Origin of the sequence: Streptomyces sp. NPDC096136 (assembly GCF_044763325.1) — a bacterium.
Classification (GTDB): Bacteria; Actinomycetota; Actinomycetes; order Streptomycetales; family Streptomycetaceae; genus Streptomyces.
This window is the reverse complement of sequence record NZ_JBIWFZ010000011.1, coordinates 219,059-237,738: the sequence shown is the minus strand read 5'-3', so window position 1 is coordinate 237,738 and position 18,680 is coordinate 219,059. Positions and strand designations below refer to the sequence as shown.

Below are 18,680 nucleotides of genomic sequence, written 5' to 3'. Positions count from 1 at the left end.
CGGCGGGCGGGCCGGCGATTTGCCGGGGCCCGCGCCCGGGCAGACGATCGGACCGTCCCCTCTGTCTGCGAAGGGAATCACCCATGAGGCACCTCAGCCGGGCGTACCGGGCCTCGGTCGGGTCGGTGCTGGCGTGCGGACTGGCCGTGGGTCTGGCCACGCCCTCGTCGGCGATGTCGAGACTGGTGGGCCTGAAGCTGAACGCCCCCTACGTGACGGTCTCGTTCCTCGACACCGAGCCCCAAGACAAGAGCAACGTGCTCGTCCTGCGCCCCCAGGGCGGCGGGGAGACGCTGCGGGTGATCCTGGCCGACGAGATCCCCGGCGTGGGAAGGACCGTCGTCAGGAGGCTGGACGCGGGCATCCGCCCGGACACCGCCTACTGCGCGGCGGTGGAGGTCGCCGTCCCGGCCGCGCCGGAGCCGAGCGCGCTGCCGTCGGGGTCGGCGACCCCGACGGCAGAACCGGACGAGGTCGGCACCGTCTACGAGACCGGGACGGTGTGCGCCGACCCGCCCGGCTCCGCGTCGGTGCCGGGCGGGCCCGAGGGGCGTTAGGGGCTCAGTGCCGGGCCGGGACGGGCAGGGTGGCGCCGGTCTCGACGTAGGTCTTGAGGTTGGCCAGGACGAAGCTCCAGCCGCCGGAGATCGCGCGGAGCTCCTCGGCGTCGCGCAGGTTGACGTGGGTGACCGTGAGCTGGACGGCGTCGCCGTACGGCTTGAGGTCGAAGGTGACCCGGGCGGGGCCGCCGGGGCGCTCCTCGCCGGGGCCGGTCCAGGTCAGGACCAGCCGGCGCGGTGCGTCGATCTCGACGACGGTGCCCACGACGTCGTCGGTGCCGGAGCCGTCGAGGCGGCGGTGCGCCCAGGGCGAACCGGGCTGCCAGTCGGAGACGTTGTGGTGGAACCAGTAGGCCGCGGTGGCCTCCGGGTCCATCAGGCACTCCCAGACCTTCTCGGGTGTCGCGGCGATGTAGGTGGTGTGGACGAAGTCGGGGCGCGGTCCGCTGTCGGTGCTCATCAGGGTTTCGGCCTTCTGTTTCAGGGCGCTCAGCGCGTCCAGCCGTGGCTGGTCGAAGGCGCTGATCCACCGCTGCTGGATCTCGTGGAGGGGTACGGGGTTGAGGTAGTGCAATTTCTCGCGGCCCCTGCGGACGGTGGTCACGAGGTTGGCGGCCTCCAGCACCCCGAGGTGCTGGGTCAGCGACTGCCGGGCCATCTGCACGCTCTCGCACAGTTCGCCCAGCGTCTGGCCGTTGTTCTCGCGCAGCCTGTCCAGCACGAACCGCCTGGTCGGATCGGCCAGGGCCTTGAAGACCCGGTCCATCTCGCTGCTCACACTTCAATAATGCAGGCAAACGCCTGCATGTCAAACGGCAGGAACACCCGGCCCCCCGCCTTGGCGGGCGGGGGGCCGGGTGCCGTGGTGCGCCTAGTAGGGGTTCTCCTGGGGGTTGGCCGTCGTGGCCGCGGGGGCGGGTTCCGTGGTGGGCGGCGGGGCGGGTGCCGTGGTGGGCGGGGGGGCGGGGGTCCCGGTGTCTTCCGGCGGGTAGTTCTCGGTGGGTGCCGGCGGAGTGGCCGCCGACGGGGTCGCGGTGGCGGTCTCCGTCGCCGGGCCGGTGGGCTTGGGCGTCGCGGCCGGGGTCGCGGTCTGCGTCGCGGCGGACGGGGACGGGGACGGGGACGGCTTCGGCGAGGGGGCCGAGGGCGAGGCGGGCGGGGTGGTGGCCACCGGGGTCGGCGTCGGCGGGGGCGGGACGGGCTTGTCGGGCTTCGAGTCGGCGCCGCGCCCGCGTTCGAGCCAGCGGTGGTACTGGTGGTCGTAGATGACGAAGCCGCTCACGGCGGTGTCCGCCGGCGCCACGGCCACCACCTTCGCGGGCTGGTACGCGCCCCAAGGCGCCCCCGACCGCTTCGGGTTGGCCTGCAGCGGCACCGGCGGGCCCAGCGGGTTGCCGCAGGCGCAGCGCACCCTCGGCATCCCCCGGTCGTCCACCAGCACGGCCGTGCCGGCCTGGAGCACCGCCTGGAAGGGGTAGGCGGCTCCGTTGCTGTAACCGTGGTTGGTGACCCGGGTGTCCAGGCGCAGCTGTACGGAGGTGAGCCCGCGCAGGTAGCCGGGCACGGCGCCCGCCTCGATGCCCAGGGCCCCGGCGAAGGCGGCGTTCTTGGCGGGGTCCGCGGACAGCGCCGCGATCTGCTTCTCCACGTCGCAGCTGGCGACGTCCTTCGTGCCGCCGTAGAGGCCGGGCGCGGAGCCGCTGACGCTGCGGGTGGCCGCCCTCGCCGTGGCGGTGGCCGTGGCCGCCGCCGTGCTGGGCGCCGGGCTCTGCGGCGGCGGGGTGGCCTGCCGGGCGGCCGTGGACTCCGTGAAGGGGTCCGGCCCGGAGGCCGCGGCCGGCTGGAGGAACAGCTCGCCCCCGGCCTGCCCGGAGGACCCGCCGGGCCGGGTCAGCACCACGGCCAGGGCGGCGACGGCCGCCACCGCCACGGCCGCCGCGGCCAGCCGGGGCGCGGACCGCCACCAGGGCCTCCGGGGCGGCTCCCCGCCGCCGCCGGAGGATCCCCCGGGAGGCGCGGGCGGCGGGGGCGTGGACCCCCGGTCCCCGCCCGAGAGGGGGCCTGAAGGGGGACCCGTGGGACGCTCCGACCGCGGCGGCTGCGACGACCCCGGCGGCTGCGAGGAGAACGGCGGCGGCTGCCCACCGGACGGCTGAGTGGTCACGGGCCCTTCCTCCCAAGCACCGAACGAAAAAAACCGGAGTTGTCCGGATTTCCGACACTCCTGCCGCCCATTGTGTGCGTGGTCCGAGTGGTGGCCGCAAGCCGGGGATGCCACGGTTGCAGGGTGAACAGCACCTCCCCGAAGGCGTGGCGCGACGCCCTCGCCGCCGTCGCGGCGGGCTTCGCGGTGATGACCGCCGTGGCCGCGGCCGGTCTCGCCTGCGCCGGGGCCGCCGATCTGCAGGGCGGGGCGTTCCCCCATGTGGTCGCGGCCGTCGTCGTGATGGCGGCCGGCGGCGACATCGGCGTCACGGGCGACGCCGGACTGCTGGGCGGCGCCGACGCGAGCCTGTCGGTGCTCCCGCTGTCGGTGAGCCTGGCCGGCGCCCTGACCACCGGGTACCTGTTCCTGCGCCCGCTGCGCCACCGCGCGGTGGCCAGGCCCCGCGAACTGCTCGCCCGGGGAGCGCGGTCGGCGCTTCTGTGGCTGGTCCTGCTCACCCTCTTCGCGCTGCTCGCGGACCACACCTTCCACGTGCTGGACAGCGGCTCCCCGCTGGAGGACCTGGGCAACCTCCTCGACTCCAGCCCGACGGTGGGCTTCCGGGCGGACCTGCCCGCCACCCTCCTGTTCGGACTGCTGTGGATCCTGGGCCTGTTGCTGATCGCCCTGCTCGTCTCCCGCCGGGCGCCGCTGCCGGCCGGACTGCTCCGCTTCCACACCGCGGTGCGGCCGGCCGCCTTCGCCACCGCCGTGCTGCTCGTCGGGTACGTGGTCCTCGGCCTGGTGGTCGGCCTGGTGGCGGCCGCCACCCAGGGGCACGCCGCGCGGACCCTGGCCGTGCTCCTCCTCGGCCTGCCCAACCTGGCCTGGATCGGCCTGACCCTGGGCTTCGGAGGCGCCTGGCAGGGCCGCGTCGAGGGCCCGTTCGGCCTACCGGTGCCGCAGCTGCTCGACCGGGTCCTGCGCGGACCCGACCTGTCCACCCTCGACGTGTCCTCGCTCGCCGAGCACGACGGGCGGGCCTGGTGGCTGGTCGCGGTGGCCGTCGTCGCCCTGCTCGCCACGGGCGTGCTGGCCGCCGTGCGCTCCCCGGCGGGGGTGCGGCCCTGGCAGCACGCCCTGCACCTGGCGGTGGCGCTCGCGCTGGCCACCCTGGCGGTCTGTCTGCTGTGCCGGGTCCAGGCCCGCTTCGGGCTGTCCCTGCTGGGCATCGGGGACGACTCCGGGCTCGGCGGCACGGTCGAGCTGACCGCCTCGCTGTGGCGCACGACCGGCCTCGGCCTGCTCTGGGGCGCGGTGGCCGGCTTCCTCGGCGCCCTCCTGGCCCGCCCCCTGCACCACCCCGGCCGCGTGGACGAACCCGACCCCGCCCGCCGGACCCCGTGACGGCCCCTCAGGCCGGTGTGCCGGGCCTGTGCGCCAGGCCGGCGCCGGTACGTCAGGTGTCCCGGTACGTCAGGCCCGGCCCCGGAACACCGGCAGGGCCCACCGGGGCGGCGGAGGCGGGGGCGGCGGTCCGGCGGCCTGCGCGAGGGCCCCGGCGTCCGCCACGGCTCCGGAGACGGCGCCGGCCACCGGGGCGGCGGCCGCGGCCGCTCCCGCCCGGCGCAGGGCCCCGGTGAACTCCAGGCAGCTCCCCCAGCGGTCCTCCGGCGACTTCGCCAGGGCGCGGGCCAGCACCTCGTCCACCGCCGCCGTCAGGTACGGCCGCCGGGAGGACGGCGCGGGCGGCGGGTCGAACTGGTGGGCCCACAGCAGGGCCATGTCGTCGTCGCGCTGGAACGGCGGCCCGCCGGTGAGCATCTCGTGGACCACGCACCCCAGGCTGTACACGTCGCAGCGGCCGTCCACCGGCTTCCCGGCGATCTGCTCCGGCGCCACGTAGTCCAGGGTCCCGACGAACTGCCCGACGCTGGTGAACCCCGTCAGCGACAGCGACTTCTTCGTCAGTCCGAAGTCCGTCAGGTAGACGTGCTCGGGGTGTTCGCTGTCCGTGCCGTCCGCGACGAGGATGTTGCCGGGCTTGACGTCCCGGTGGACGAGGTCGTGGTCGTGGGCCGCGTCGAGCGCGGAGGCCACCTGGCCGGCGATCCGGGCGGCGGTGTCCACCGGCAGCGGACCCGTCCGGTCGAGCAGGGCCCGCAGGTCCTGCCCGGCGACGAAGCGCATGGCGATGTAGAGGAGCCCGTCGGTCTCCCCCGCCTCGAAGACGGGCACGATGTGCGGGTGGTCGATGGCCGCCGCCGCCTTCGACTCGTGGGCGAAGCGCTTGCGGAAGGTGTCGTTGCGGGCGAGTTCGGGGGCCAGCAGCTTCAGCGCCACCGTCCGGTCCAGCCGCAGGTCGCGGGCCCGGTAGACGACCGCCATCCCGCCGCGCCCGATCTCGCTCTCCACCAGGTACCCGGCGATCTTCTTGCCCAGCAGCCCGGAGGGCCGGCCGCCCAGGGAGTCGGCGGCCCCCATCAGTGCCCGCCGTCCCCGGGCGCGTCGACGACGCGGGTCGGCTCGTGCCCCGGCTCGGGCGGTACGGGGGAACCCGCCGCGGTGGCGGCCTCCGCCGGCGGCGGCGCCGGGGCCGCCTCAGGCTCCGGCTCCGGCTCCGGCTCCGCCGCGGACGAGGCGCCCGGCCCCGAGACCACCGCGTAGGTCGCCATGCGGCTCCCGTCGGCGTACATCCACCGGCGCGAGGTCTCGTCGTAGAGCCACGCGGACTCCCCGTCGATCACGATCCCGACCCGCAGCCCCCGTACGGCCCGCCCGAAGTCCTCGCCGGCCGCCCCTCCGCCGGCGTGGTCGCGCACGGCGCGCCGGTAGCGTTCCAGGGCCTCGGCGGCGCGGCCGAGCAGCGGCCCGGGGTCCTCGGTCCGCGCGAGGGGCCGGCCCGACGTGGGCGGCGGCTGCGGCACCGCCACCAGCAGCCGTCCGTCGACCCAGGCGGACCAGCCGTTGGCGCAGAGGATCTCCGTCCACTCGCCGCGCCGGGAGAGCAGCTGCACGGGCAGGAACGGGTCCAGGGGCGCGGTGGGCCGGGTCACGTCGGGGGCCTCCCAGGCGGGCAGCCCCTCCTGCGGCACGACGTGGGTGGGGTGGAAGTCCGGGATCGGGTCGGGGAAGGTCATCGCCGCGGCTGCTTCCTCATGACGGCCGGCTCCTGCATGCGCAGCAGCCGGGCCACCACCAGGCCGAAGGCCACGGCCTGGGCGATCAGCATGGCGATGCAGAACAGCCACACCCGGGCCTCGTGGTGGAAGAGCGGGTCCTGCGTGACCTTGCCGGGCATGATCCTGCCGAGCTGGAGGGTGGCGCCCATCGCGCCCATCGCCCACCGGGAGGGCACCAGCCACGCCACCTGTTCGAGGAAGGGGACGCCGGCGAGCTTCAGCAGGCTGCCGCAGAAGACGACCTGCACGATGGCGAGGAGGACCAGCAGCGGCATGGTGACCTCCTCCTTGCGGACCAGGGCGGAGATCAGCAGGCCGAGCAGCATGGCCGTGAAGGACAGCAGGGCGACGGCGATGGTGATCTCGACCAGTGGGGGCATCAGCACGCCCTTGCCCTGCGGGGCGTTGAGGTTCACTCCGGCGAGGGCGATGAGGGTCAGCACGACGGCCTGGGCGATGGTGATGGTGCCGAGCACCACCACCTTCGACATCAGGTAGGCGGTGCGGGACAGCCCGACGGCGCGTTCCCGCTGGTAGATGACGCGTTCCTTGACCAGTTCACGGACCGCGTTGGCGGCGCCGGTGAGCACCCCGCCGATGGTGAGGATGAGCAGGGCGTTGAGCACGGTCTCGGCGGTCAGGGTGCTCCCGGCGAGGGCGCGGGCCATGACGCCCATCATGAACGGCAGCGCGACCATGATGACGAGGAAGGTGCGGTCGGCGCCGAGCACGGCGGCGTACCGGCGGACCAGGGTGGAGAGCTGGGCGCCCCAGCTCTGCGCCTTGGGCGGCGGCGCCGGCGGGGCGGCGGCGGCCCTGCGTGCGGCCTCCGCCGCGGGTCCGGGCCCGCGGGCGGTGATGTCGACGTAGCGCCGGTGGGCGGGCGAACCCCGGAAGGCCTCCGCCCAGTCGCGCTCCCGGTCGTTCTCGAAGGCCTCGAAGGCCTCGGGCCATTCCTCGAAGCCGAAGAAGCCGAGGGCCTCCTGGGGCGGGCCGAAGTAGGCGACGCGCCCTCCGGGGGCGAGGAACAGCAGCCGGTCGCAGACGTCGAGGCTGAGCACGCTGTGGGTGACGACGATGACGGTGCGGCCGTCGTCGGCGAGGCCGCGCAGCATGTTCATCACCGAGCGGTCCATGCCGGGGTCGAGGCCGGAGGTGGGTTCGTCGAGGAAGAGCAGCGAGGGCTTGGTGAGCAGTTCGAGGGCGACGGAGACCCGCTTGCGCTGGCCGCCGGAGAGACTGTGGATGGGCTGGTCGGCCCGCTGGACGAGGCCGAGCTCGCGGATCACCTCGTCGACGCGGGCCTCTCGTTCGGCCTCGCTGGTGTCCTGCGGGAAGCGCAGTTCGGCGGCGTAGACGAGGGCGCGGCGGACGGTGAGCTGGGCGTGCAGGATGTCGTCCTGGGGGACGAGCCCGATGCGGCTGCGCAGCTCGGCGTAGTCGCGGTAGAGGTCGCGGCCGTCGTAGAGGACGCTGCCGGTGTCGGCGGGGCGCAGGCCCGTGAGCGCGCCGAGGAGGGTGGACTTGCCGGCGCCGCTGGGGCCCACGACGGCGAGCAGGCATTTGGCGCCCACGGGGAAGCTGACGCCCTCCATCAGGGTCTTGCGGCCGCGGTCGACGGTGACCGCGAGGTCCTGGACGTCGAGGGAGACCTCGCCGGTGTCGGTGTACTCCTGGAGCTGGTCGCCGACGAGGCAGAAGGCCGAGTGGCCGATGCCGACGATGTCGCCCTCGGCGATCACCGCCCGGCTGACGGGGGCGCCGTTGAGGTAGGTTCCGTTGTGGCTGCCGAGGTCGACGATCTCGTACCTGCCGTCGGCGAGGGCGCGCAGCTCGGCGTGCCGGCGGGAGACGACGAGGTTGTCGATGACGAGGTCGTTGCCGGGGTCCCGGCCGATGCGCAGGGCGGTCCGGGCGGGCAGCTGCCGGACGCTGGTGGGGCGCCGGAAGGTTCCGGTCATGGCCGGGTTGGTGACCGAGGAGGGGCGGGCCGCGGGGGCGGGGGGCGGCGTACGGCCGACGAGGACGGCGCGGGGGCCGTCGACGGCGTTGCCGAAGCGCAGCTCGGTGCCGGGGCCGACGCTCTCCACGCGGACGCGGTGGCCGTCGGGGGCCCAGGTTCCGTTGGTGCTGTTCTCGTCCTCGACCGTCCAGTGGTCCCCGTCGGGGCGCAGGACGGCGTGGTGCCAGGAGACGCGGGCGTCGTCGAGGCAGATCTCGCAGAGGGGGTCGCGTCCGACGTGGTAGGTCCTGCCGGGGCTCATCTCGGTGGAGCCCCGGGCGGTTTCCAGGACGAGTGCGGGCGCGGTCGGCACACCGGGGCGCTGGACCATGACCAGATTTTCGCACGATCCGTCCGTCCCGGCATAAGCGCAGGTCAAGCGGGTCTTATGGGTAATGACAACGGTCCCCGTTGCAGCCTTTGCCCTCTGCGCCGGGGTGCGCTTCACTTCACGCGTCGGAACCGAACAGACGGGGGACGCCATGACCGGGCGCGACAGCCACGACCACGACCACGATCACGCCCACGGGCACGGGCACGGCCACGCGGGGCACAGCCACGGCGTGGACCCGGACGCCGACCGCCGCTGGCTGGCGATCGCGCTCGCCCTGATCGGCGGCTTCATGGCCGTCGAGGTGGTCGTCGGCGTGGTGGCCCACTCGCTGGCCCTGATCTCCGACGCCGCGCACATGCTGACGGACGCCGTCTCCATCGTCCTCGCGCTGATCGCGATGCGGCTGGCGGCGCGGCCGGCGCGCGGCGGGTTCACGTTCGGGCTCAAGCGCGCGGAGATACTCTCCGCCCAGGCCAACGGCCTGACCCTGCTGCTGCTGGCGGTCTGGCTGGCGTACGAGGCCGTGCGGCGGCTGCTCGACCCGCCGCCGGTGGAGGGCGGGCTGGTGCTGGTGACGGCGCTGGCGGGGATCGTCGTGAACGTGGCCGCGGCCTGGTGCATCTCCCGGGCGAACCGCTCCTCGCTCGCGGTGGAGGGCGCCTACCAGCACATCCTCAACGACCTGTTCGCCTTCATCGGCACGGCCGTGGCCGGTCTGATCGTGCTCACCACCGGTTTCGTGCAGGCCGACGCGATCGCCTCGCTGGTGGTGGTGGTCCTGATGGTGAAGGCCGGGTACGGGCTGGTGCGCGAGTCCGGCCGGATCTTCCTGGAGGCCGCTCCGGCGCACCTGGACCCGGACGCGGTCGGCGACCGGCTCGTCGGGCACCCGCCGGTGACGGAGGTCCACGACCTGCACATCTGGACGATCACCTCGGGGCAGGCGGCCCTGTCGGCGCACGTGCTCGTGGAGGAGGAGGGCGACTGCCACGCCGTGCGGCGCGATCTGGAGGCGCTGCTGGCGAAGGAGTACGGCATCACCCACACCACCCTCCAGGTGGACCACGCCCAGGACGAGCTGCTCTCGGTCGGCCGGGCGGGCGAGGGGCCGGACGCCGCCGACCCGCACTGCGCGGACGCGCACGGCCCGGTCCACCGCCAGGGCCCCCACGAGCACTGAGACCCCTGTACCTGCCCCCGCCCCGGTTCCCATCACTGATCGGGGCCGGGGCGGGGCATGTATGGGACCGTGACGCAGCCGAAGAGGTACAAGCAGAGCGCCGGCCTCCTGCTGTTCCGCAGGGGGCCGGGCGGCGGGGACGGCGGGATCGAGGTGCTGCTCGGCCACATGGGAGGCCCCCTGTGGGCGGGCCGGGACGCCGGGGGCTGGGCGATCCCCAAGGGCGAGTACGGGCCGGACGAGACCCCGCGCGACGCGGCCCGCCGGGAGTTCGCCGAGGAGCTGGGCCTGCCGCCGCCGGAGGGCGAGTACCTGCCGCTGGGCGATGTCCGGCTGAGCAGCGGCAAGCTGGTGACCATCTGGGCGGTGGAGGGCGACCTCGACCCCGCGCTGGTGGTGCCCGGGACCTTCACCATGGAGTGGCCGCCGCACTCCGGGACCGAGAGCGAGTTCCCCGAGCTGGACCGGGTGGCCTGGTTCGGTCCCCCGTTGGCCCGGAACAAGCTGATCGCCTCTCAAGTGCCTTTCCTGGAGCGGCTCTTGGCACTGCTGGTGGATTGACCTGACCTTTACTTGCCAGCAAACGCCACCTGCGTGGACATTGCACAGATGACGAACGTCGCGCTGGTGGGAACCCTGGACACCAAGGGTGTCGAGTACGGCTGGCTGCGCGAGAGGCTGTTGCGCGCCGGCGTCGAGGTGGTACTGGTCGACGCGGGGATCCTGGGAGAGCCCGGGGTCCCCGCGGACATACCGCGCGAAGAGGTGGCGCGGGCCGCGGGAGCCGAACTCTCCCGATTACGCACGGCCGACCGGGGCCCGGCCCTGACCACGATGGCCAGGGGCGCGGAGGCGGCCCTTCTGAGACTGCACGCCGAGGGCCGGCTGCACGGGGTGCTCGCCGTCGGCGGCAGCGGGGGCACCTCCATCGCCACCCGGGCGATGCGGGCCCTGCCGCTCGGCGTGCCGAAGGTGATGGTCTCCTCGATGGCCTCGGGGGACGTGTCCCCGTACGTGGGCTCCTCGGACATCACGATGATGTACAGCGTGGTGGACGTCGCCGGCATCAACAGCGTCTCCGCGCCGGTGCTGGCCAACGCGGCGGAGGCGGTCGCCGCGATGGCCAAGGGCTTCGCCCGCTCCGCCCTGGGCCGCGGCCGCCCGGCGCGGCTCGGCTCGGGGACGCGGCCGCTGGTGGCCGCGAGCATGGCGGGGGTGACCACGGCCGGCGTGGACGCCGCCCGGGCGCGGCTGACCGAGCTCGGCTACGAGGTGCTGGTCTTCCACTCCAGCGGTACGGGCGGGCGCACCCTGGAGAAGCTGGCCGGCCAGGGCGTGTTCGCGGGCGTGCTGGACCTGACCCTGAGCGAGCTCGCCGACGACCTGTGCGAGGGCGTCCTCACCGCCGGCCCCGACCGCCTCAGCGCGGCCGGGCGGGCCGGGATCCCCCAGGTGGTGAGCCTGGGGGCGCTGGACCTGGTGAAGTTCGGGCCGCTGGAGACCCTGCCGGAGCGGGCCCGCTACCGGCGGGTGCGCGTCCACAGCCCCTCGATCACGGTGATCCGCACGACGGAGTCCGAGTGCGCGGAGCTCGGGCGGCGGGTGGCCGCCAAGCTGCGGGCGGCGACCGGGCCGACGGCGGTCTGCGTACCGCTGCGCGGGCTGTCCACGTTGGGCGCGCCGGGGGGCCCGTACCACGACCCGGACGCGGACGGGGCGCTGTTCTCGGCGCTGCGCGAGGGCCTGCGGGGCAGTGCCGCGCGGCTCTACGACTACGACACCCACATCAACGACCCCGCCTTCGGCCGGGCGGCGGCGGACCGGCTGCACGCCATGATCGGCGCGGAGTCCGCTGCGGCCTGACCACCGCCGGTCAGGTTCCGGCCGGTTCATGACCGCTTCGCGACCGTTTCCCGACCTCTGTTGACCGTATGTCCGTCCAAGGACCGGACGGGACGGATGGTCGGGAACCGGCCGTGGCTCAATGGTGTCCATGCGTGTGGCCGGTCGGAACCGACCGGTCCGGCTCTGGGTGGAGCCGGTGACGCCACGGAGGGGGGCGGGGATGAGCAACGGCTGGACGGTACCGGGGTACACCGAGGTCCGCGAGCTCGGCTCGGGCGGCAGCGGCCGGGTCGTGCTCGCGGTCCACGACGGCACCGGCACGGCGGTCGCCGTGAAGTACCTCAGCGACCGGATGCGCGAGGACCCGGCCTTCGTGGGGGAGTTCCGGGCCGAGGCCCGGCTGCTGGGCGACCTGGTCTCCCCGTACGTGACGCGGTTCTACGAGTACGTCGAGGCGCCGGACGGGGCCGCCATCGTCATGGAGCTCGTCGACGGGGTCTCCCTGCGCTCCGTGCTGCGGGAGTCGGGGCGGACGGACGCCGAGGCCGCGCTGGTGGTCCTCAAGGGCTCCCTGCTCGGACTGGCCGCCGCCCACCGGGCGGGCGTCGTCCACCGCGACTACAAGCCGGAGAACGTGCTGGTGGCGGCGGACGGCTCGTCCAAACTGGTCGACTTCGGGATCGCCGCGAACCGCGGCAGCACCCCCGGGGTGGCGGGAACGCCCGCCTACATGGCCCCCGAGCAGTGGCAGGGCCAGCCGGCCTCGCCGACGGCCGACGTGTACGCGGCCACCGCGACCTTCTTCGAGTGCCTGACCGGCCGCAAGCCCTACGACGGCGCGAACTTCGCCGAACTCGCCGTCCAGCACATCGAGGCGCCGGTACCGGAGACCGAGGCCCCCGAGCCCGTACGCCCCCTGATCCGGCGGGGCCTGGCCAAGCGGCCGGAGCAGCGGCCGGAGAACGCCGAGGCCTTCGTCGCGGAGCTGGAGGCCGTGGCGGTGGCCGCGTACGGGCCGCGGTGGGAGGAGCGCGGGCAGCGGAAGCTGGCCGCCCTGGCCGCGCTGCTGCCGCTGCTGTTCCCGTCGGCGGGCGGCGCGGCGGCGGGCACCACCGCGGTGGCCACCACCTCCATCGGCTCGGGCTGGGCCCCGGGGCGCGGGGGCTGGTTCGCGACCGGGCTGGCGCTGGTGCTGGGCGCGGTGCTGGTGTTCACGACGGACGCGGTCGGCACCCCGCCGCCGCCCTCGGCGCTGAGCGACTTCGCCACCACGAGCCCGGCCGCGCCCGGGTCCACCCCTTCGGCCGGGCCGTCGACCCCGGGACCCTCCCCGACGGCCTCCCCCACGGCTTCTCCCACGGCCTCACCCTCGCCCTCGGGCAGCCCGACCCCGGCGGCGTCGTCGTCGCCCACCCCCACGGCCTGGCCCTCGACCGGCGGCAGCCCGTCCTGGAGCCCGACGCCGACGGCCGACTGGTCGCCCACCCCGACGCCCACCCCCACGCCCACCCTCCAGGTGACCAAGCTGGGCGTCTCCCTCAAGCCCGGGGTGTACCGGGCGGACGCCGCCGTCTCCCTGGCGACCCGGGGCAGCGGGCCGGTGACGGTCGTCCTGCAGTGGTTCCTGGGCGACGCACAGGGCGTCTACGCGGTCCCCGACGGCACCGACACGATCGTGGTCCCGGCCGGCGCGCCCGCCACCGTCGTCCGGTCCCACACCTTCCCGCGCGGCCGCGGCTGCTACGCGGGCGTCCGGGTCACCACCAAGCCCGCCGCGGCCGACGGCGCGGCCTCCGACTCCCAGCCGCTGGTGCGCTGCACGGACCTGGAGCCCCCCCGATGAGCGATCCGCACGCCCCGCAGGACGAGGACTACAGCGCCACCGTCCTCGGCAGCCACTGGTTCAGCGGCCCGCCGCCCCCGGCGGACGCCGCCCCCGACCGGGTCGAGGGCGCCGTGCTGCGCTTCGGCCCGGGGGTGACGGCGGCCCTGCCCGCACCCTTCCCCGTGGAGCCCGCACCGGCTCCCGCGCCGCCCCGGCGGCGGGGCGGCGGCTGGCGGAGGTACACCCTCGCGGCCGTGGTGCTGGCCGGGGTGCTCGCGTACCTGGGCTGGCAGCGGTTCGGGCCGGCCGTCCAGGTGCGCGAGGTGGCGGTGAGCACCGCGCCGCAGGGGCCGGGCTGTGACGCGGCGGCCGACGTGGTGGCCTCCGTACGGACCGACGGGCGCCCGGGGACCCTGACGTACCGCTGGGTCCGCAGCGACGGCACCCGGTCGGAGGAGCTCACGGAACGGGTTCCCAGCGGCCGCACGGAGGCGACCCTCCACCTGATGTGGACCTTCAAGGGCACCGGCACCTACCCGGCCCGGGCGGAACTCCAGCTGCTCTCCCCCACCCGGCGGACGGCGGCGGCGGAGTTCACCTACAGCTGCCCGCGCTAGCCGGTGAGGACGGCGACGCCCGCGGCCCGCCCCGAGCCCACGGTGGCCGTACGGCCCGGGGCGGCGCCGTGGGCCCCGTCCTTGCGGCCGGGGCCGGTGTGGCCGTCCGGCCGAGGCGCGGGCGGCGGGGCCGCTGGTTCACTCGGAGTGTCGACCGGGGCGTGCAGGACGCCCCAGGCACCCTTGCGTGCCGTGTTCCCGCCGGCGACACCCCGGGGAGCACGGCCGTTTCCGCTCGGATGCCGGGTCCGCGCGGAAGGCCCGCGGCCGCTTTGGGGAGCGGCCGCGGGCCGTTTCGCGTTCCCCTCCCCCGCCGCAACCGGGGGAGGGAGCCTCAGAACCGCGCGTGGGCGGTGATGTCGGCCTGGAACTCCCCGGTCATCGCCGGGGTCACCGTCGGCCTGCACTGGGCGACGGCCGCCAGGTAGTCGGCCGTGGTCGCGCCGGGCTGGGCCGCCGCCCCGCGCGCGCCGACGGCCTCCAGGTCCCGCTCGAAGGAGACCTGCGCCGCGGTCCGCGCCGCGTGCTCGATGTCGGCCGGGGTGAACAGCTCGGTCGCCGCCACCAGGGCCGTCACGTCCACGTCGGCGCGCCCGGCCGTGTAGCGGGACCAGATCGCGGCCCGGGCCCCGGCGTCCGGGGTGCCGATCGGGATCAGGTAGTCGAAGCGGCCGGGCCGCAGGAAGGCCGGGTCGAGGGAGCGGATGGAGTTCGTCGCGCAGACCAGCAGCCGCTCGTCGCCCTCCCGGAAACCGGGTATCAGCTTGAGCAGCTCGTTGGTCACGCCGTGGGCGCCGCCGGGCAGCGCGGGCTCGGTGCGCACGGGGGCGATCTCCTCGACCTCGTCGATGAAGACCAGCACCCGCTCCAGCTCGGCGATCCGGGCGAAGGCGTGGCGCAGGGCCGCGGCCAGGTTCCCGCCGTCGGCCAGCCGGGAGGGCAGCAGTTCCACGAAGGGCCAGCCCAGCCGGGACGCGATGGCCCGGGCGAAGGTGGTCTTGCCGGTGCCGGGCGGACCGAAGAGGGTGATGGCCCGCGGCGGACGCACCCCGTGCGCGGCGGCCCGCTCGGGTTCGGCCAGCGGGAGCACCACGCGGCGCTCGATGAGCTCCTTCTCCTTCTCCATGCCGGCGACCTTGGCCCACAGGTCGTTCGGCAGGAACCGGCCGCCGAGGTCGTCGAGCAGTCCGGCCGCCGGCCCGTGCAGCGGCTCGGTCTTCTCGAAGTAGGCGACGGCGGGCTGGCGGGTGTAGCCGGCGTTCAGGAGGCCCTCGCCGAGCAGGTCCTCCTCGGGCAGGACGTACGCGATCCGCCCCACGCGGGCGGCGATCAGGCGGCGCTCCAGTTCGACGAGCAGGGCGCTGGCGAGGCCCCGCCCGCGCCATCCGGCGGCGATCGCGATGCGCATCACCCAGGCCCGCTCGCCGGTCACGCAGGCCAGGGCGGCGCCGATGGGGACGCCCTGGTGGACGGCGACCACGCAGGGCTGCCGGTCGGTCAGCGCGCTGATGCACTCGGCGAGCGAGAAGACCGACTCCTGGCCGAGTTCGGCCGTCGTGTCGATCAGATGGACCACCGCCGCGAGATCGCCCTCGCGGTAGTCGTGGATGAGCCAGTTCACCGGGTACCGCCCCTCGTTCGTGCTCTTGCGGCGAGGCTAGGGGCGGGCGGGGCCGGCGCTCACGCACCGCCGTGCACAACAGCGGGTGCGCAAACCGTCCGCGGCGTCCATAGACCGGTGCGTTCCGCCGAACTCCCGCCCCGGGGAGGCGGGTCCGCTCATTGCTTCCGACAGGTCCCCCCGGGCGTCGGCATTCACAGCTGATTCATACGGAATTCCGTGCCGGGGCCACAGTTTCCCCGGGGAGGCTCTCTTGCATGATCCAACGCATCCTCCCCCGCAAGCCGGCCGGCCGACCCCGCGCCCGCGCCCGGCGGGCGTCACGGATCCTGCTCGCGGTGACCGCGATGGGCGCCCTGCTCGGCCTGGACCTGCCGCAGGCCGGGGCGGCGTCCCCGCTCGGGGTGACCGAGGGGGCCCCGGCCGACGCCGAGGCGGGGCGGGTCGGGGCCCTGTTCGCCGGCGGGCTCGACGGGGGGCACTTCTGCACCGCCTCCGTGGTGCGCAGCCTCGGCCACGACCTGATCGCCACCGCCGCGCACTGCCTGGACCACCCGGACACCACCCTCTTCGCCCCCGGCTACCGCGACGGCGCGGCCCCGTACGGGCTGTGGCGGCTGACCCGCGTGTACGCGGCCCCGGGCTGGACGGACGGCCAGGACCCCGACGACGACATCGCCTTCGCGAAGGTCGCGCCCGCCGACGCCGGGGAGAGCCGGGCCGTGGAGGACGTGGTCGGCGGCTTCCCGGTGGCGGCGGCGCAGCCCGCCGACGTGACGGTGACCGTGCTGGGCTACCCGAGCGTCCTGGACGCCCCGCTGCGCTGCTCCAACGCGACGAGCCTGTTCTCGCCGACCCAGCGCCGGATCGACTGCCCCGACCTGAGCGGCGGCACCAGCGGCAGCCCCTGGCTGGCGGGCGGCGCGCTGGCCGGGGTGCTCGGCGGGTACGAGGCCGGCGGCGACGTTCCGGAGGTCTCGTACAGCGCGGTGGTGGGCGACCAGGCGATGGCGCTGTACTGCGAGGCGGCGGGCGTGGCCCGCCGCTGAGGCCGTGACTTTCGGATCAGGCGTTCTGCGGGGGCTGCGGGGGCTCGAACCAGGTCGGTTCGTCACCGAGGGAGCGGTGGATCCGGTTCAGGGCGAAGGGTTCCAGCGGCGGCAGGGCGTCCGGGGCGAACCAGGCCACCTCCAGCAGCTCCCCGTCGGCCGCGCGGGCCTCGCCGCCGGTGGCCCGGCAGCGGAAGGTGATGTCCTGGTACTGGCAGACGTCGCCGTTCGCGTAGGTGACCGGTTCGAGCATCTGGACCAGGACGACCCGCTCGGGCACGCACCGCACCGCCGTCTCCTCGTACACCTCGCGCACGGCCGTCTCGGCGGGCTGTTCCCCGGGCTCGGCTATCCCGCCGACGACCGACCAGCAGCCGGTGTCGGCCCGCCGCCCGAGCAGCACCCGCCCCCCGTCGTCGAAGACGACGGCGGTGACCCCGGGCAGCAGGAGGAGCAGGTGGCCGGCGCCGGCGGCCCGGATCTCGCGGATGAACTCGGGTGTGCTCATGCGCCGACCCTACGGGGTGGTGCGGCGGGCCCGGATCCGGCGGGCGAGGACGGTGGCGAGGCCGCCGGCGGCGACCAGGACCAGCGCGTACTCGGGCAGCGGGCCCAGGCGGGTGGCAGGGGTCGTGGTGGAGCGCAGCGGGATCTCGGCGACGAGGGCGTCGGCGGTGAACATCTTCGTCTGCGAGACGATCGTGCCGTCGGGCCGGATGACCGCGCTGACGCCGCTGGTGACGGGGACGAGGACGCTGCGGCTGTGCTCGACGGCGCGGATCCGGTCCATGGCCAGCTGCTGGTAGGTCATCTCGGTCCGGCCGAAGGTGGCGTTGTTGCTGGGGACGGCGATGACCTGGGCGCCGGCCTGGACGGTAGAGCGCACGGCGTCGTCGAAGGCGGCCTCGTAGCAGGTGACCATGCCGACGCCGCTGCCGGCCATGTCGAAGACGCCGGGTTCCTTGCCGGGGCCGAAGTCGCGGCGGACCCGGTCGACGTCGGAGCTGAAGAGCCGCACGAAGGAGCGCATCGGGATGCGCTCGCCGAAGGGCTGGATCTTGCGCTTGTCATAGGTGTCGACGGGGCCCTTGGCGGGGTCCCAAAGGATCATGGTGTTGCGCAGCGGGCCGGTCTCGGGCTCCAGGACCGAGCCGATCGCGGTGGGCGCGCCGATGGTCCGGACGGCGTTGTCGATGACGGCGTGGGCGTCGGGCTGGGTGAAGGGGTCGATGTCGGAGGAGTTCTCCGGCCACAGCACGAAGTCGGGCTTCGGGACCCGGCCGGCCTTGACGTCGTCGGCGAGCTGGAGGGTGCGGTTCGCGTGGTTGTCGAGGACCTGGCGGCGCTGGGCGTTGAAGTCGAAGCCCGCGCGGGGCACGTTGCCCTGGATGACGGCGGCGACGGCCGTGCCGTCCTCGGCGGCGTCGGACACCAGCGGGCGGGCCGCGAGGGCCGCGCCGACGGGGACGGCGACCGTGAGGGCGGCGAGGGCGGCGGCCGTGCGGGTCGGCTGCCGGCGGGCGGAGCGCGCGGCCCCGTACAGGCCGAAGCCGCACAGGGCGACGGCGAAGGAGAGCAGCGGGGTCCCGCCGACGGCGGCGAGCGGCACCAGGATCCCGTCGGCCTGCCCGTAGGCCAGCCGGCCCCAGGAGAAGCCGCCGAAGGGGGCCCGGGCGCGCAGGGCCTCGACCGCGACCCAGACGGCGGCCGACCACACGGGCGCGGCGGGCAGCCGGCTGACGAGGGCGATGCCCAGGCCGGCCAGGCCGATGAGGAGCGACTCCAGGGTGACGAGGGCCAGCCACGGCACCGGGCCGACGCCCTCGCTGGTCCAGACGAGCAGCGGCAGCAGGTAGCCGAGCCCGAAGAGGAAGCCGAGCCCGAAGCCGGCCCGGGCGCGGCGGCCGTACAGGCAGCCGGCGAGGAGGGCGAGGGCGAAGGGGGCCAGCCACCACAGGGGGCGGGGCGGGAAGCTGAGGTAGAGCAGCGTCCCGGCGAGCGCGGCCAGGACGGGGCGGGCCAGCCGGGAGGCCCAGCGCCTGCCCGCGCCCGGGGAGCCCGCGGCGGCGTCGGATTCGGCTGCGCGTGGGGCGCCCGCCACGGCTGGTCCGGCGGGCTGCGCGGGCTCGCTCTCGGCGGCCCGGGTGACACTGCTGCTCATCTGGCGGAGTGTACGTGGCCGCGTGCCAAGGACGGGTAAGGCGGCGCCCCGCCGGGCGCCGGCTCCGGACCGGCCCGGGGCTCCGGTTCCGGCCGGGCCGCGCTTGCGGCCGCGGGCTCCGGTTCCGGCCCCGGCGGCTGCTGCCGCCCCGCTCCGGT

Annotated in this window: 16 protein-coding genes; 8 read left to right on the top strand and 8 right to left on the bottom strand. The window is 75.2% G+C overall.

Annotation, left to right across the window (positions count from 1 at the left end; genetic code table 11):
* Positions 1–83: 83 nt before the first annotated feature.
* Positions 84–557 carry a hypothetical protein gene (locus tag ACIRBY_RS23725; protein WP_403903509.1) on the top strand — a complete coding sequence of 158 codons (474 nt, stop codon included), beginning with the start codon at positions 84–86 and terminating at the stop codon, positions 555–557.
* Between the two features lie 4 nt (positions 558–561).
* Here ACIRBY_RS23725 and ACIRBY_RS23720 read toward each other — a convergent pair whose 3' ends face one another.
* Together ACIRBY_RS23720 and ACIRBY_RS23715 are read right to left on the bottom strand one after the other, a co-directional pair.
* On the bottom strand, positions 562–1,326 hold the full coding sequence (locus tag ACIRBY_RS23720; RefSeq protein ID WP_403903582.1) for an ArsR/SmtB family transcription factor: 765 nt from the start codon (positions 1,324–1,326) through the stop codon (positions 562–564).
* A gap of 105 nt (positions 1,327–1,431) precedes the next feature.
* Positions 1,432–2,724, bottom strand: coding sequence for a DUF6777 domain-containing protein (locus tag ACIRBY_RS23715; RefSeq protein WP_403903506.1), 1,293 nt, complete (start codon positions 2,722–2,724; stop codon positions 1,432–1,434).
* A gap of 123 nt (positions 2,725–2,847) precedes the next feature.
* On the opposite strand from ACIRBY_RS23715, the gene ACIRBY_RS23710 reads away from it, so the two are divergent.
* Complete coding sequence (locus ACIRBY_RS23710) at positions 2,848–4,113, top strand: streptophobe family protein (RefSeq protein WP_403903503.1); 1,266 nt, start codon at positions 2,848–2,850, stop codon at positions 4,111–4,113.
* 69 nt (positions 4,114–4,182) lie between these two features.
* On the opposite strand, the gene ACIRBY_RS23705 is transcribed toward ACIRBY_RS23710, so the two are convergent.
* Genes ACIRBY_RS23705 through ACIRBY_RS23695 form a run of 3 tightly spaced genes read right to left on the bottom strand, consistent with a single transcriptional unit; the run spans position 4,183 to position 8,221 of the window.
* Positions 4,183–5,190, bottom strand: a complete 1,008-nt coding sequence (locus ACIRBY_RS23705; RefSeq protein WP_403903501.1) for a serine/threonine-protein kinase — start codon at positions 5,188–5,190, stop codon at positions 4,183–4,185.
* Positions 5,190–5,846: a hypothetical protein gene (locus ACIRBY_RS23700; protein ID WP_403903498.1), complete on the bottom strand. Its 657-nt coding sequence runs from the start codon at positions 5,844–5,846 to the stop codon at positions 5,190–5,192. The genes ACIRBY_RS23705 and ACIRBY_RS23700 overlap by 1 nt, the downstream gene beginning before the upstream one ends.
* A complete protein-coding gene (locus tag ACIRBY_RS23695; RefSeq protein WP_403903495.1) occupies positions 5,843–8,221 on the bottom strand; it encodes an FHA domain-containing protein in 2,379 nt (792 codons plus the stop codon). The genes ACIRBY_RS23700 and ACIRBY_RS23695 overlap by 4 nt, the downstream gene beginning before the upstream one ends.
* 151 nt (positions 8,222–8,372) lie before the next feature.
* Between ACIRBY_RS23695 and ACIRBY_RS23690 the strand changes: the two genes are divergently transcribed.
* The 5 genes from ACIRBY_RS23690 (at position 8,373) to ACIRBY_RS23670 (ending at position 13,691) form a co-directional block, all read left to right on the top strand.
* A complete protein-coding gene (locus ACIRBY_RS23690; RefSeq protein WP_403903492.1) occupies positions 8,373–9,404 on the top strand; it encodes a cation diffusion facilitator family transporter in 1,032 nt (343 codons plus the stop codon).
* A 69-nt stretch (positions 9,405–9,473) separates the two neighbouring features.
* Positions 9,474–9,965, top strand: coding sequence for an NUDIX domain-containing protein (locus tag ACIRBY_RS23685; protein ID WP_403903490.1), 492 nt, complete (start codon positions 9,474–9,476; stop codon positions 9,963–9,965).
* A gap of 48 nt (positions 9,966–10,013) precedes the next feature.
* Positions 10,014–11,267, top strand: coding sequence for a Tm-1-like ATP-binding domain-containing protein (locus ACIRBY_RS23680; RefSeq protein ID WP_403903488.1), 1,254 nt, complete (start codon positions 10,014–10,016; stop codon positions 11,265–11,267).
* A gap of 202 nt (positions 11,268–11,469) precedes the next feature.
* A complete protein-coding gene (locus ACIRBY_RS23675) occupies positions 11,470–13,092 on the top strand; it encodes a serine/threonine-protein kinase (protein WP_403903486.1) in 1,623 nt (540 codons plus the stop codon).
* Entirely contained in the window at positions 13,089–13,691 is a 603-nt protein-coding gene (locus ACIRBY_RS23670; RefSeq protein WP_403903483.1) for a hypothetical protein, read from the top strand. The genes ACIRBY_RS23675 and ACIRBY_RS23670 overlap by 4 nt, the downstream gene beginning before the upstream one ends.
* Before the next feature lie 334 nt (positions 13,692–14,025).
* On the opposite strand, the gene ACIRBY_RS23665 is transcribed toward ACIRBY_RS23670, so the two are convergent.
* Positions 14,026–15,312: an ATP-binding protein gene (locus ACIRBY_RS23665; RefSeq protein ID WP_403903481.1), complete on the bottom strand. Its 1,287-nt coding sequence runs from the start codon at positions 15,310–15,312 to the stop codon at positions 14,026–14,028.
* A 257-nt stretch (positions 15,313–15,569) separates the two neighbouring features.
* On the opposite strand from ACIRBY_RS23665, the gene ACIRBY_RS23660 reads away from it, so the two are divergent.
* Complete coding sequence (locus ACIRBY_RS23660) at positions 15,570–16,361, top strand: trypsin-like serine peptidase (RefSeq protein ID WP_403903479.1); 792 nt, start codon at positions 15,570–15,572, stop codon at positions 16,359–16,361.
* Between the two features lie 16 nt (positions 16,362–16,377).
* Here the strand turns inward: ACIRBY_RS23660 and ACIRBY_RS23655 are convergent, their stop codons facing one another.
* Both ACIRBY_RS23655 and lnt read right to left on the bottom strand, forming a co-directional pair.
* Positions 16,378–16,869 (bottom strand): NUDIX hydrolase, encoded by a 492-nt coding sequence (locus ACIRBY_RS23655; protein ID WP_403903477.1) that lies wholly within the window; start codon positions 16,867–16,869, stop codon positions 16,378–16,380.
* A gap of 9 nt (positions 16,870–16,878) precedes the next feature.
* On the bottom strand, positions 16,879–18,522 hold the full coding sequence (gene lnt / locus ACIRBY_RS23650) for an apolipoprotein N-acyltransferase (protein ID WP_403903475.1): 1,644 nt from the start codon (positions 18,520–18,522) through the stop codon (positions 16,879–16,881).
* Positions 18,523–18,680 lie beyond the last annotated feature (158 nt).

Excerpts from the sequence above, each read along its gene's own strand:
- ACIRBY_RS23700 (WP_403903498.1), bottom strand. The coding sequence starts at position 5,846 with ATGACCTTCCCCGACCCGATCCCGGACTTCCACCCCACCCACGTCGTG.
- ACIRBY_RS23670 (WP_403903483.1), top strand. The coding sequence starts at position 13,089 with ATGAGCGATCCGCACGCCCCGCAGGACGAGGACTACAGCGCCACCGTC.
- ACIRBY_RS23655 (WP_403903477.1), bottom strand. The coding sequence starts at position 16,869 with ATGAGCACACCCGAGTTCATCCGCGAGATCCGGGCCGCCGGCGCCGGC.
- ACIRBY_RS23725 (WP_403903509.1), top strand. The coding sequence starts at position 84 with ATGAGGCACCTCAGCCGGGCGTACCGGGCCTCGGTCGGGTCGGTGCTG.
- ACIRBY_RS23720 (WP_403903582.1), bottom strand. The coding sequence starts at position 1,326 with ATGGACCGGGTCTTCAAGGCCCTGGCCGATCCGACCAGGCGGTTCGTG.
- ACIRBY_RS23680 (WP_403903488.1), top strand. The coding sequence starts at position 10,014 with ATGACGAACGTCGCGCTGGTGGGAACCCTGGACACCAAGGGTGTCGAG.
- lnt (WP_403903475.1), bottom strand. The coding sequence starts at position 18,522 with ATGAGCAGCAGTGTCACCCGGGCCGCCGAGAGCGAGCCCGCGCAGCCC.
- ACIRBY_RS23695 (WP_403903495.1), bottom strand. The coding sequence starts at position 8,221 with ATGGTCCAGCGCCCCGGTGTGCCGACCGCGCCCGCACTCGTCCTGGAA.
- ACIRBY_RS23705 (WP_403903501.1), bottom strand. The coding sequence starts at position 5,190 with ATGGGGGCCGCCGACTCCCTGGGCGGCCGGCCCTCCGGGCTGCTGGGC.
- ACIRBY_RS23675 (WP_403903486.1), top strand. The coding sequence starts at position 11,470 with ATGAGCAACGGCTGGACGGTACCGGGGTACACCGAGGTCCGCGAGCTC.
- ACIRBY_RS23660 (WP_403903479.1), top strand. The coding sequence starts at position 15,570 with ATGATCCAACGCATCCTCCCCCGCAAGCCGGCCGGCCGACCCCGCGCC.
- ACIRBY_RS23690 (WP_403903492.1), top strand. The coding sequence starts at position 8,373 with ATGACCGGGCGCGACAGCCACGACCACGACCACGATCACGCCCACGGG.